The following is a 12,740-nucleotide window of genomic DNA, read 5'->3' as shown; positions in this document are numbered from 1 at the left end:
TTTTGCCATCGCGCGCATCCTACGACAAGTCGCGCCGCATCAGAAGTGCGTTCAATTGCTCCCCGCCGGGCTGCTGATAATAGCGTTCCCGGCGGCCGACGACCTCAAATCCGGCCCATTCATAAAGTCGCCGCGCCGGTTGATTGTTTTCCTCGACCTCGAGGAACACCTTGCGCACGCCGCGGCCTGCGAGATGGCCGAGATGTGTCAGCAGCAGGTTGCGCGACAGGCCGCGGCCGCGCTGGGTCGCATCGATGGCGATCGAGAGCAGCTCGGCTTCATCGGCGCCGATGCGCGATACGGCAAAGCCGATGATCCTGCGCCCGAGCCGGAGGCGGTGAACGAGCGTGTTGCGCTCGCTCAGCATCACCTCGAACTCGCCTTCGCCCCAGCCGCGGTGAAACGATGCGCCATGCAGTTGCGCCAGACGCGACGCGTCGCGCGGGCCAGCCGGTTCGATCACCGACGTGCCGCCGCCCCACCAATCGGAAAGCCATGTCATGATGAGGCGGATGGCTGCGATGCGCCGGATAATGGATCCTTCGGCGGCTTGGCGTCCGGCGCGCGCAGATAATAGGGCCGTGCCGGCGAGCCCTCGGGATTGACGGCAGCGCCCAGCCACGCCACCCAGGCGATATCGGGCGCGGCCTGCTGGTCGACCTTGAATGGTGGCGGCGCATCGGCCGGCCAGCGCTCGGCCAGAAGCTTCGCGGCATTGCCGACCAGATGCGGCGTGCCGAGGCGCGCCGCTTCGAGCGCTTCGGCGATCGGCGCGACCTTCGGCTTGATCAGCGAACGGCCGTCGCCGCCCAGCGCCTGAAAATAGACGTGATCATGCCGCGCATCGACGGCCGATATGACCGGATGTTCGCTGTGCACGCTGACGATGGGAGCGGCAAAAGCGGTGAGCGTCGTCACGCCGACGACCGGCTTGCCGGCGGCGAGCGCAATGCCGCGCGCGGCGGAAAGGCCGACGCGCAGTCCGGTAAAGCTGCCGGGACCGGTGGTTGCGGCGATGCGATCCAGCGCGGCAAAGGCGACGCCGGACGCTTTCATCACGCGCGCGATCAGCGGCATCAGCGCTTCGGCATGGCCGCGCTTCATCGCTAGCGTTTCCAGCGCGATCGCGCCGCCCGCAGTGGTGTCGAGCACGGCCGCGGCGCAGGCATCGAGCGCGGTATCGATGGAGAGGATCAGCATAAGGGCAGGTATAGCAGACGCGCAATCATGCCGTCATGTCTTGCGGCTGCAGAGGGACCGTAAACCCTCATGGTGAGGAGGCGCGCAGCGCCGTCGCGAACCACGAGGCCGCGCTGGTGCCATTCATCCTTCGAGACGCCGGTTCGCGGCTCCTCAGGATGAGGTCTGACGGAAGAAGTAGGTGGGCACGCTTGCGCTTTGCCCACCCTACGGCACCAACTTACATCGGCCGGACTTCGATCACGTCGGGCACGAAGTGCCGCAGCAGATTCTGGATGCCGTGCTGCAGCGTCGCGGTCGAGGACGGGCAGCCGGAGCAGGCGCCTTTCATGTTGAGATAGACGACGCCGTCCTTGAAGCCGCGGAAGGTGATGTCGCCGCCGTCGTTGGCGACCGCGGGCCGCACCCGCGTCTCGATCAGGTCCTTGATGGTCGCGACCGTCTCGGCGTCTTGCTCGTTGAAGAACTCGCCTTCCTCGTCGGAAGCCTCATCACTGCCGACCGTGCCGTCCGCGAGCAGCGGCGCGCCGGACATGTAGTGCTCCATGATGGCGCCGAGGATCGCGGGCTTGAGGTGCTGCCAGTCGCCCTCCGATTTGGTCACGGTGACGAAATCATAGCCATAGAACACGCTGGAGACGCCAGGCACGCCGAACAGCCGCTCGGCCAGCGGCGAGCGGGCGGCGGCTTCGCGGTTTGAGAATTCCATCGTGCCCGAGTCGAGCACGGTGCGGCCCGGGATGAATTTCAGCGTGGCGGGATTGGGCGTAGCTTCAGTCTGAATGAACATGCGTTTTTCTCCGGCGTCGCCGGTTCAAGGCCGGCGCGTGGGTATCCCTTAGCAGATGGCGATGGGCTGCGCACGATCAAGGGGCGCAAACCAGCAATTCTGTAGGCGTATCAATCGCTAAGACAGCCCGTCGATGTCGGAATCGGTGAGATCGCCGGGCACGATGACGACCGGGATCGGGAACGAGCCGGCGACCTGCGCCATCATGCTGATCAATGGCCCTGGGCCCTCGGGGCCGGGATTGGCCGCCAGCACCAGCATCGAAATATCGACGTCCTTGTCGATCACCTCGAGGATCTGGGTGATCGGGTCGCCCTCGCGGATCACCCGCTCCGGCGTGATCGCGGCAATGCCGTTGGCGCGGCCGGCAGCCCGGTCGAGCGCCTCGTTGGCGGCGTCCTCGGCCTCGGCGCGCATCAGGTCGGCAACCCCCAGCCATTGCTGGTTCTGGTCCTCGATTGCGATGATGCGCAGCATCACGACGCCGCCGCCGCCGCGCACCGCCCAGCGGCTGGCGTAATACACCGCGCGGTCCCATTCGGCGGTGTCGTCAACAATGACAAGGCATTTTGGCTTGTGACCCGTCTCGTAGCTTCGTCGCTGGGTGGTCATGCATGTCCCGGTGCTGCGCCAAACCGCCGCATGCTGCCACGGCGCGGCCGCGTTCGACAAGCGGCCTCGCTGCGATCAGGCGCTAGTGAAGCCTAGCGCTTTCGGATGAAACCGACGATGTCCATGGTCGTGCGCATGGTCTCATCCGCCAGCGCGCGGGCGCGATCGGCGCCGTCGACCAGGATGCTGTCGACGTGGCCGGGGTCCGCGACCAGCCGCTTCATCTCGGAAGCGATCGGCGCGAGCTTTGCGACGCAAAGTTCCACCAGCGCGTTCTTGAAGCTGGAGAACTGTCCGCCGCCGAAATCCTTCAGGACATCGGCTTTGCTCCTGTCGGCCAGCGCCGCATAGATGCCGACGAGGTTGTCGGCCTCGGGCCGGTTCTCCAGCCCTTTTTCCTCCGACGGCAGCGGTTCCGGATCGGTTTTCGCTTTCCGGATCTTCTGCGCGATCAAATCCGCATCGTCAGTCAGGTTGATGCGCGAATTATCCGAGGCGTCCGACTTCGACATCTTCTTGGTGCCGTCGCGCAGGCTCATCACCCGCGTTGCCGGGCCGGTGATGAAGGGCTCCGGCAGCGGAAAGAACTGGCCGTCACCAAAGCCATGGCTGCGAATGGAATCGCCGAAATCGTTGTTGAACTTCTGGGCGATATCACGCGACAGCTCCAGATGCTGCTTCTGGTCCTCGCCGACCGGCACGTGCGTAGCGCGATAGAGCAGAATGTCCGCGGCCATCAGCACCGGGTAGTCGTAGAGCCCGACGGAAGCGTTCTCGCGGTCCTTGCCGGCCTTCTCCTTGAACTGGGTCATGCGGCTGAGCCAGCCGACGCGCGCGACGCAATTGAAGATCCAGGCAAGCTCGGCATGGCCGGCGACCTGGCTCTGGTTGAACACGATGTGCTTCTTCGGATCGATGCCGGCGGCGATGAAGGCCGCGGTGACCTCGCGGGTGTTGCGGGCAAGCTCCGCCGGGCCGCCCCAGACGTCGACGCCTTGCGTGATCGCGTGCATGTCGACAACGCAATAGATGCAGTTATGGGTTTCCTGCATCTTCACGAAGTTGACGATCGCGCCGAGGTAATTGCCGAGATGCAGATTACCGGTCGGCTGGACGCCGGAGAAAACCCGTTCAACAAAGGCCATTGGTCAGCTTTCCCGAGAATGCCGGTTTGGGGTGCCTGTTTCGCGCCGTCGTTTGCCACGCGGGCGGTGTCCGTGCAAGCCGTTAAGCCCGCGTTCGCCTTAAGGCGTTAACCGCCTCGCGCCAGCCCGTGACGCCGAAAAGGCCAAGGAAAACGCCATACACCGCAATTCCCGCTGCGATCACGGCGAGCAGCAGGACGGCCTGCACGAGGCTGTGTGCGCCTGAGGCGAGCGCCGGCAGCGACCGTGTCAAAAGCCAGAGAACCGCGCCCATCGCGAGCGCCGAAAGCACGATGCGCGGCAGCCGCCGCCGGGCGTCTGCATCGATCGAGAACCCAAACGTCTCCGCGCCGCGGCGGAGCAGGCAGAGCGCCATGCTCCAGGCGCCGAGCGCAATCGCCGCGGCAATGCCCTCAGTGCCGTACCAGTGTCCGAGCAGGAAGGCAGAAGCGATCGAAAGCACCACGCCCAGCAGCGCCGCGACCAACGGCGTCATCGTATCCTCGCGCGCGAAAAACGCCGGCGACAGCGCCTTGACCAACACATGCGCCGGCAGCGCCAGCGCCAGCCACATCAGCGCGCGGGCGGTTGCCTGCGTATCATCTGCCGTGAAGGCGCCGCGCTCGAACAACAGCCGCACGATCGGCGCAGCTAACACGATCAGCCCGAGCGTCGCCGGCAGCGCCAGCGCAACGGCGAGTTCGAGCCCGCGCGATTCCGCATGCGCCACCGCGGCATGGTCATCGCCGCGCACCGCGCGCGTCAGTTCCGGGATCAGCACCGTGCCCATGGCGACGCCGACGATGCCGAGCGGCAGTTCGACCAGGCGGTTTGCGAAATAGAGCCACGACACCGCCGATGGCGAGGTTGATGCAATGATCGCGCCGGCGACCATCAGAAGCTGCGGCGCGCTCGACGCCATCATGCCCGGCGCCGCCTTGGCGAGGAAGCCGCGGATCTCCTTGTCGAAGGAAATGCGCAGCGGCGTCGCGAGGGCCTCGCCCCGGCGCAGCACCAGCGCGGAAAGCTGCAGCAGCCCGGCGATGCCGACGGTGGCCGCGATGATCTGCGCGGCGTGCGCCGCATCCGGTTTGGCCACCAGCAGCGCGGCCATCACCGCAATCAGCGCGATGTTGAACAAGAGCGGCGAGAACGCGGTGAGCGCAAACCGCCCTTGCGCATTGAGCAGCGCCATCATGACAGTGACAGGACCGGCGAAGGCGAGGTAAGGCAGCATCAGCCGCGCGTTGTCGACTGCAAGCTGCAAGGTCTCGCGCCCGACAAATCCCGGCGCCAGCACGGTGATGACCAGCGGCATCACCAGCGCCAGCAGCGCCGTCGCCACGATCAGGATACAAGCGATGCTGCCGAGCGCGCGCCCTGCAAACGCCGCCGCTGCTTCGGCATCGCTGCTTTCGCGCACGCGCAGCCACGCCGGCACCAGCGCCGCATTCAGCCCGCCCTCGGTGAGCAGCCGCCTGACAACATTGACCAGCTGAAACGCCGCCAGAAACGCATCCGCCACCGCGCCTGCGCCCAAGAGCGCCGCCAGCACGGAATCGCGCGCAAAGCCGAGTAGCCGCGACGCCAGCGTTCCCGTGGATACCGTGAGAAAGGAGCGGATCATTGAGGGGCTGTATAGCAGCGAGGAGCAAAGAAACCATCAGCGCCGGCGCCTCTTCTCCCTCTCCCCGTTCTTCACGGAGAGAGGGTCGGGGTGAGGGGCTCTCTCCGCGAATACGGCCGGCAGAGAGTGCGCGGAGACTCCCCCTCACCCGGAATTCAAGCTGGTGCTTGAATTCCGACCTCTCCCCGCAGGCGGGGCGAGGTGAGGCCACTTCCCTTGCTGCGAAAGGCCCGATCTGATAGCCCGAGCCTCATCGAAAGCGCCGCTGACAGGACGGATGAATGACTGACGCAAAATACGACGTGCTCGCCATCGGCAATGCGATTTTCGATGTCTTTGCCCAGACCGATGAGAAATTCCTCGCCGACCATGGCATGACCAAGGGCGGCATGGCGCTGATCGACGAGACCCGCGCCGCCTCGATCTACCGCGACATGGGGCCGGCCACCGAAGTCTCCGGCGGCTCCGGCGCCAACACCATCGTCGGCGTCGCCGGCTTCGGCGCGCGTACAGCCTTCATCGGCAAGGTCAAGAACGACCAAATCGGCGGCCTCTACACCCACGATATCAGAGCGGCCGGCGTCGCCTATGAGACGAAGGCGGCCGAAGGGGGCCCCGCCACCGGATGCTCCTACATCCTGGTGACGCCGGACGGCGAGCGCACCATGAACACCTATCTCGGCGCTGCGCAGGACCTTTCGCCTGCTGATATCGATGAGGCGCAGATCGCGGCCTCCCGCATCGTCTATCTCGAAGGCTATCTCTGGGACCCCAAGAACGCCAAGGAAGCCTTCGTCAAGGCAGCTTCAATCGCACACCAGGCCGGTCGCCAGGTGGCGCTAACGCTGTCGGATTCCTTCTGCGTGGATCGTTATCGTGACGAGTTTCTCGATCTGATGCGCAAGCGCACCGTCGATCTCGTCTTCGCCAACGAGGCCGAGCTGCACTCGCTCTACCAGACCTCGGATTTCGACGGTGCGCTGAAGCAGCTCCGCGCAGATAGCAAACTCGCCGTCGTCACCCGCAGCGAGAAGGGTTGCGTGGTCATAAGCCAGGACGGCATCACCTCCGCGCCCGCATTTCCGATCGAGAAGCTGGTCGACACCACCGGCGCCGGCGACCTCTTCGCCGCCGGCTTCCTGTTCGGACTGGTGCGGGATGCGAGCTATGAGATGTGCGGGCGCTTAGGGGCGCTGGCCGCAGCCGAGGTGATCCAGCATATCGGCGCCCGGCCGCAGGTGTCGCTGAAGGAACTGGCGGGGCAGAACGGGTTGGGGGTGTAGGGGCCGTTCTCCGTCATGACCGGGTTTGATGGCCCGGCCATCCACGTCCTGTCTTGCGCTGCGAGCAGAGCCTGCGGGCTTTCGAAAGTGCTCAACTTCGCCTAGAAGTTCAATACGAACGAATTCGACTTCCATCCGAAGGACAGGCCGTCAGCAAGATCCGGAACAAACTTGACTGCAAGCCGCTGATGGAGTGCCGTTCGATGCGGAGGCGTGGTTTGCGCGTCTCGACGAACTCGGCGGACGCGAATTCCTACTGCATAGCATCCCCGATGATCCTCCGGCTCAACCCGACCGGCGCGTCTTCGTCGAAGAGTATTTTGGTGAAGGAGTGGCGCAGCATCTGCAATTGGATTGAAGGCTGTCAGCGCTGATTTACCCGACGACGCAAAAAGAGGCTGCCATGCAGGTTTCGAAATGGGGCAATAGCCTGGCGGTGCGGTTGCGCCAAGGCGCTGGTCGAGAACATGGGTCTGAAGGTCGGCGACGAACCTAACATCGTCGAGGTGGTCGACCGGACGCTGTTTGTACAAAAAGAAGATCGGCGCAAGGCCGCGCTGGAGCGCTTGGCTTCGCTCAACTGGGTTTTTCCGGCCGACTACAAGTTCGATCGGGACAAGGCCAACGAGCGGTGAAGGCTCACGCGCTCGCGGGGTGCAGCGCGCACCCGGGGCATCCAGCAGACCGTAGGCATATCGGCTTGAGAGATGGCGTCTCCGGAATGCTGGATCGCACCGGTCAAACCGGACAATCTCAGGGCTGTTGGAGACCACTGGTTGGCCGGCTTAAGCCAGCAGGCTTCGCCAGCGTTGACGCTTCGCGTCCATCCAGCCGCCAGGCTACTTTGCATGGGGTTGTTTTCGATATTTTGACCTGAGGGGTGCGACAGCCCTGCGCTTGAGGGGCGCGATGGGGCGGCCGCGGCGTACGCGGAGAGATGGATTGCTTCGTCGCTAGCGCTCCTCGCAATGACGCTGCGGAGAAAGCGGTGCTTAAGCCGAGAAGCCGCGCCGTACTGGATGCCCCGCTGGCGCCTGCCACCGGGCTCGCCTGAAGCAAGACCCGGTGGCGGGGCATGATAACTGTGGGCGAGGTGAGGGCGTACGACGCGCGGACGCGTCGCCGCCCTCGTTGTACGTTCTCACGCTGCCTTCTGGCCGCTGCCGGCATCGAGCCCGGCGTAAACCCCGCGCTCGAAGCCCGCAAAGGCCTCCAGGCACTTCGCGTCGGCGAATGGCAACAGCTGCATCAGGATCACGCCGGAGACGTTGCGCGCCGGGTCGATCCAGAAATAGGTGTTGGCGAGGCCCGCCCAGGCCAGGCTGTCGGCGCTGCGGCCTTCCGGCGTCTTGGCGGTGTTGATCATGAAGGAGAGGCCCCACTTCTTGACGATGTCGGGGTAGAGATCGACATCGTTTGTGTACATGGGCGCCACCGACACCATCTTGACCATGGTGAGATCGCCGATGTGGTTCCGGCTCATCAGCGCGACGGTCTCGGGCTTGAGCACCTCGTTGCCGTTGCCGCGGCCCTGGTTGAGGATCATCTGGGTGAACTTGATGTAGTCACCCGCGGTGCCATAGAGGCCGCCGCCGCCCATGTGGAATTCCGGCTCCTGTTCGAGCTCGAACGGGATCGGCGCCAGCGACCCGTCCTCGCCGCGCGCATGCGTGCCGACCAGGCGCTGGCGCATCGAGTCCGTGATCTTGAAGGCGGTATCGTTCATGCCGAGCGGCGCAAATATGTGGTCGCGCAGATACACATCGAGCCGCTTGCCGCTCACGGCTTCCACCGCCTTGCCGACGAAATCGATATTGGTGCCGTATTCCCAGCGCGTGCCGGGCTCGCAGATGATCGGCGTCTTCAGCGCGGCGTTCTGGCAAGTGGTGATTGCGGGGGTGCCGGTCTTCTCCAGATATTGCGCGCAGTCGGCGTTCCACATGTTGTAGGCAAAGCCCGCGGTGTGCGTCATGAGCTGGCGCAGCGTGATCGGGCTTTTGGCGGGGCGCAGCTTCGGCTCGCCGCGCTCGTCAAAGCCTTCCAGCACCTGCGGGTTGGCGAGGTCGGGCAAAAGCCTGCCGATCGGCTCGTCGAGCGAAAGCTTGCCCTGCTCGACCAGCTGCATGCCGGCGGCGGTCGTGATCGCCTTGGTCATGGAGGCAATCCAGAACACGCTATCGGTGGTCATGGCGTCGTCCTTGCCAAGGTCGCGCTTGCCGAACGCGCCCTGGTAGATCACGTCGCTTCCCGTCGCCGCCATCGCGACCACGCCGGGGATCTCGTTCGCCTCGCATTTCTGACGCAGAACCTGATCGATCTCAGCTTTGCCTTGCATGGGTCACCTCCCGCTTTGTTTTTATGGAAGTGGAACGATCATCCTCCCGCCCGCCTGATCCCGCAAGCGCCCGGCGAGCGCGGCCGCAAATGTCGCGATCTCGTGATGGCAAAGGGCGTGGGAGGCGTGTGGGCAGGCCTCGCGCGGTGCTCCGGCGCAAAACTGCAACACCTCGCCGCATTCAGCGGTGGATGGCAGGGAGTGGCGGTGACCGGCTTAACCATCCACGATATCGTGATGGCGCCTGCGCTTCCCGTCGCCGATCTTTTTCAGTAAGGCGTTCAGATTCCAGCACAAACGCCCGCGTCTTGGCTGGATCAAATTAACCAAAATGGCTGTCATTTCTTCAGTTGCGAAGGTGCGCAATGATTTCGACTTGGAGTGAATGGAAGCGCTACCCCCGTCCCGGGCGTGGCGAAAATATCGAGGCGCCGATCTCGCCCGGCATCTACGAAGTCCGCTATGCCGGCACCGGCGCGCTGCACTCGTTCGAGGCGGTCGACAACGTCGCCCAGGCCTTGGCACTGCTGCCGGTCGGTTCCAAATCCTGGTTCGGCCGCCGCGACACGGCCAAATTGCCCGACCTCGAATACCGGACCTGCGCGACATCGACGAAAGCCGACGCCAAGGCCGCCGCGCAGCGCATGATCGGCCGCCGTGAGACGTATATGAGCGGCGCGGCGTAAAGGGTGCCATCATTCTGGGTCTGGTGCCAGCGCACCATCCCGGAATGACGAGGCCCCTCACTGGCGGCGCCTCAAAATTCATTGAAGCAGAGCTGCGTCCGCGGCCGATGCGCCGTCCCTCGTATAGGCCTATACTCCCACCCAACCCCAAGAAACCCTCAGGGAGTAACGCCATGAACCCGCCCGTCGCCGCTCGCGCTCCATCCTCCCAGCCCTCGCTGCACGACCGCCTGAAAGATCCCTCGCTGCTGCGAGATCGCTGCTACATCGACGGCGCCTGGGTCGGCACGCCGTCGCGTCCGGTCACCAATCCGGTCAACGGCGTCGAGCTCGCAAAAGTCCCGGTGATGAGTACGGCGGAAACGACGCAAGCCGTCGAGGCCGCCGAGCGCGCCTTCCCGGCCTGGGCCAAGCTCACCGCCAAACAGCGCTCCAACATCCTGCGAAAGTGGTTCGAGCTGATCGCGGCCAACCGCGAGGACCTCGCGCTGATCCTCACCTCCGAGCAGGGCAAGCCGCTGGCGGAAGCGCTCGGTGAGGTCGACATCGGCGGCGCCTATGTCGAATTTTTCGCCGAGGAAGCTCGCCGCGTCTATGGCGAGACCATCCCGACCCAACGGCCCGATGCGCGGCTGCTCGCGATCAAGCAGCCGATCGGCGTCTGCGGCGCGATCACGCCGTGGAATTTCCCGTGCTCGATGATCACGCGAAAAGTCTCGCCGGCGCTCGCTGCCGGTTGCACCGTCGTGCTCAAGCCGGCCAATGAGACGCCCCTGACCGCGCTGGCGCTTGTTGCGCTCGCCGAGAAAGCCGGCGTGCCCAAGGGCGTGTTCAACATCCTCACCGGTAACTCATCAGCCATCGGCAAGGTGCTGTGCGAGCATCCGGCCGTTCGCTTCATCGGCTTCACCGGCTCGACCGAGGTCGGCAAGATCCTCTATCAGCAGGCATCCGTGGGCGTGAAGAAGCTCGGCCTCGAGCTCGGCGGCAACGCGCCGTTCGTGGTGTTCGACGACGCCGATGTCGATGCCGCGGTCGACGGTGCCATCATCTCGAAGTACCGTAACATGGGCCAGACCTGCGTCTGCGCCAACCGCATCTACGCTCAGGACAAGATCTATGACGAGTTCGTCGAGAAACTGTCGAAGAAGGTCGCCGCGATGAAGATCGGCGACGGCACGGAGCAGGGCGTGGTGCAGGGGCCGCTGATCAACATGGATGCGGTGCTCAAGGTCGAAAAACACATCGATGATGCCGTGAAGGGCGGCGCCAAGATCATCACCGGCGGCAAGCGCCATGCGCTCGGCGGCAGCTTCTTCGAGCCGACGGTGCTGGCCAACGTGAAGGCGGACGCGCTGGTGGCGCATGAGGAGACCTTCGGCCCCTTGGCGCCCGTGTTCCGCTTCAAGGACGAGGCCGACGTGATCGCGATGTGCAACAACTCGCCGTTCGGCCTGGCATCGTACTTCTACGCGCGCGATCTCGGCCGCGTCTGGCGCGTTGCCGAAGCGTTGGAAGCCGGCATGGTCGGCGTCAACACCGGCCTCATCACCACCGAAGTCGCGCCCTTCGGCGGTGTGAAGGAATCGGGCCTCGGCCGCGAGGGCTCGCATCACGGCATGGAGGAATATGTCGAGATCAAATATGTGATGATGGCGGGCGTATAGCTGCGACCAATCAATCACTGGCGTCACTGGCGAACGCGCCGTGACGTCCCACGCCGGAGGCGAAGCGCGTCGCACCCGACAGCGTTTCGCCCGAGGCGATCACCGCGAGCCCGCCGCGCATCTCGTTGTCGATCGCCTCTTCCTCGGAGAGATCCCACTGCCGCAGCGCCGACAGCCGGTCGGCGCGCAGGCATTTTTGCGGAAAGCGCGCTATCTCCTTGGCGAGCGCAATCGCCTGCGCCACAGCTTCGCCGCGGCCGACGACGCGGTTGGCGAGCCCCATGCGCAGCGCTTCCTGCGCGCCGACCGGGCGTCCCGTGAGGATCAAGTCAATCGCCTGCGAATGGCCGATCAGCCGCGGCAGGCGGATGGTGCCGAGATCGATCAGGGGCACGCCGAAGCGGCGGCAGAAGACACCGAAGGTCGCATCATCGGCGACCACGCGCATATCGGCCCATAGCGCAAGCTCCATGCCGCCGGCCACCGCAAAGCCCTCGACCGCCGCGATCACCGGTTTCGACAGCCGCATCCGGCTCGGCCCCATCGGCGCAATCGAATCGTGCCCGCCAAGCTCCCGCTTCTTGTTGGGATCGCCCGCCGCCACCGCCTTGAGATCGGCGCCGGCGCAAAAATAGCCGCCGGTGCCGGTGAACACCGCAACGGATGCGCTTTCGTCGGCGTCGAAGGCGAGGAAAGCGTCATACAGCTTGCGCGCGGTCGCGCCGTCGACGGCGTTGCGGCAATGCGGCCGGTTGATGGAGACGATGGTGACGGCACCATCGCGTTCGACGAGAACGGAATTTTCCTCGGACATGTAGCGCTCCCTCGCATTTTATTGTGGAGTGAGCTTGGCACCAGACGGTCTTGTGGGGCAATGCTATATCCGCTCATCGTTGCAAAGAGCGAAGCGGACGAAGCAATCGATCTGCTTTGCGGTGAGATGGATCGCTTCGCTCGCGATGAAGCTGCGCGCGGGAGTACGGGCATGCTGTCACCGCGCGACAGGTCTGTTCCCTCCCCCCTTGCGGGGGAGGGTTAGGGAGAGGGGTAGCGGCAACGGCAGTGCTCGTGGCTTACCCCTCTCTGAGCAACCGGCTACATGGGTAACAGTTCTGACCGACGACATAGGTAACACAATTCCCGTTTCGTTCAGGTCTGTTGTTGCTGGGCCTGTGCGGCTTGTGGGCAACGCCCCTTCGCGTTGTCCACAAGTCCACAGGCCTTGCGTTTTGGTTTGTTCAGGCGATCGCCGCGGTGAGTGATCACGCCGAGCTCGATCCGCCCGTAGCTGACGGTCCAGCATCCCGCGTCGTCTTCGGCCAGGCCGACCGGCTCGCCGACGAGAGCCTCGTTGATGTAGATCGTGCTGCCGTTCCACTTGATCTCGCCGTTGTG

General features: G+C 64.7%; 14 protein-coding genes and 1 pseudogene. 6 read left to right on the top strand and 9 right to left on the bottom strand.

Annotated elements, in window-relative coordinates; genetic code table 11:
• Positions 1-19: 19 nt before the first annotated feature.
• From rimI to murJ, 6 genes are all read right to left on the bottom strand, one after another.
• Complete coding sequence (gene rimI, locus J6524_RS25815) at positions 20-502, bottom strand: ribosomal protein S18-alanine N-acetyltransferase (protein WP_225675803.1); 483 nt, start codon at positions 500-502, stop codon at positions 20-22.
• Positions 499-1,200, bottom strand: coding sequence for a tRNA (adenosine(37)-N6)-threonylcarbamoyltransferase complex dimerization subunit type 1 TsaB (gene tsaB / locus J6524_RS25810; RefSeq protein WP_225675801.1), 702 nt, complete (start codon positions 1,198-1,200; stop codon positions 499-501). Before tsaB ends, rimI begins: the two co-directional genes overlap by 4 nt.
• 220 nt (positions 1,201-1,420) lie before the next feature.
• Positions 1,421-1,990, bottom strand: coding sequence for a NifU family protein (locus J6524_RS25805; protein WP_225675799.1), 570 nt, complete (start codon positions 1,988-1,990; stop codon positions 1,421-1,423).
• Positions 1,991-2,107: 117 nt separating this feature from the next.
• On the bottom strand, positions 2,108-2,602 hold the full coding sequence (locus J6524_RS25800; protein WP_225675797.1) for a universal stress protein: 495 nt from the start codon (positions 2,600-2,602) through the stop codon (positions 2,108-2,110).
• 92 nt (positions 2,603-2,694) lie between these two features.
• Positions 2,695-3,747 (bottom strand): tryptophan--tRNA ligase, encoded by a 1,053-nt coding sequence (gene trpS / locus J6524_RS25795; protein WP_225675795.1) that lies wholly within the window; start codon positions 3,745-3,747, stop codon positions 2,695-2,697.
• Between the two features lie 82 nt (positions 3,748-3,829).
• Entirely contained in the window at positions 3,830-5,374 is a 1,545-nt protein-coding gene (gene murJ / locus J6524_RS25790; RefSeq protein ID WP_225675793.1) for a murein biosynthesis integral membrane protein MurJ, read from the bottom strand.
• Positions 5,375-5,655: 281 nt separating this feature from the next.
• Between murJ and J6524_RS25785 the strand changes: the two genes are divergently transcribed.
• The 3 genes from J6524_RS25785 to J6524_RS25775 all read left to right on the top strand — a co-directional run bounded on the left by J6524_RS25785 (position 5,656) and on the right by J6524_RS25775 (position 7,292).
• Positions 5,656-6,657, top strand: a complete 1,002-nt coding sequence (locus J6524_RS25785) for an adenosine kinase (protein ID WP_225675791.1) — start codon at positions 5,656-5,658, stop codon at positions 6,655-6,657.
• A gap of 193 nt (positions 6,658-6,850) precedes the next feature.
• Positions 6,851-7,015, top strand: a complete 165-nt coding sequence (locus J6524_RS25780) for a hypothetical protein (protein ID WP_225675789.1) — start codon at positions 6,851-6,853, stop codon at positions 7,013-7,015.
• 109 nt (positions 7,016-7,124) lie between these two features.
• Positions 7,125-7,292, top strand: coding sequence for an AbrB family transcriptional regulator (locus J6524_RS25775; RefSeq protein WP_312002478.1), 168 nt, complete (start codon positions 7,125-7,127; stop codon positions 7,290-7,292).
• Between the two features lie 506 nt (positions 7,293-7,798).
• Here the strand turns inward: J6524_RS25775 and J6524_RS25770 are convergent.
• Positions 7,799-8,992 carry a serine hydrolase domain-containing protein gene (locus tag J6524_RS25770; protein WP_225675787.1) on the bottom strand — a complete coding sequence of 398 codons (1,194 nt, stop codon included), beginning with the start codon at positions 8,990-8,992 and terminating at the stop codon, positions 7,799-7,801.
• A gap of 105 nt (positions 8,993-9,097) precedes the next feature.
• Here J6524_RS25770 and J6524_RS25765 point away from each other — a divergent pair, with 105 nt between their 5' ends.
• From J6524_RS25765 to J6524_RS25755, 3 genes are all read left to right on the top strand, one after another.
• Positions 9,098-9,268 carry a hypothetical protein gene (locus tag J6524_RS25765; RefSeq protein WP_225675785.1) on the top strand — a complete coding sequence of 57 codons (171 nt, stop codon included), beginning with the start codon at positions 9,098-9,100 and terminating at the stop codon, positions 9,266-9,268.
• An 89-nt stretch (positions 9,269-9,357) separates the two neighbouring features.
• Positions 9,358-9,678, top strand: a complete 321-nt coding sequence (locus J6524_RS25760; protein ID WP_225675783.1) for a hypothetical protein — start codon at positions 9,358-9,360, stop codon at positions 9,676-9,678.
• Between the two features lie 173 nt (positions 9,679-9,851).
• A complete protein-coding gene (locus J6524_RS25755; RefSeq protein ID WP_225675780.1) occupies positions 9,852-11,345 on the top strand; it encodes an NAD-dependent succinate-semialdehyde dehydrogenase in 1,494 nt (497 codons plus the stop codon).
• 10 nt (positions 11,346-11,355) lie between these two features.
• Here the strand turns inward: J6524_RS25755 and J6524_RS25750 are convergent, their stop codons facing one another.
• Together J6524_RS25750 and J6524_RS25745 are read right to left on the bottom strand one after the other, a co-directional pair.
• The gene (locus tag J6524_RS25750; RefSeq protein WP_225675778.1) at positions 11,356-12,159 is read right to left on the bottom strand and encodes a crotonase/enoyl-CoA hydratase family protein; all 804 of its coding nucleotides are present in this window, start codon (positions 12,157-12,159) and stop codon (positions 11,356-11,358) included.
• A 335-nt stretch (positions 12,160-12,494) separates the two neighbouring features.
• Positions 12,495-12,740: pseudogene (locus J6524_RS25745) on the bottom strand (integrase core domain-containing protein); the annotation flags it as partial.

Source organism: Bradyrhizobium hereditatis (assembly GCF_020329435.1).
GTDB classification, from domain to species: Bacteria; Pseudomonadota; Alphaproteobacteria; order Rhizobiales; family Xanthobacteraceae; genus Bradyrhizobium; species Bradyrhizobium hereditatis.
This window is presented reverse-complemented; position numbering and strand designations above follow the sequence as displayed.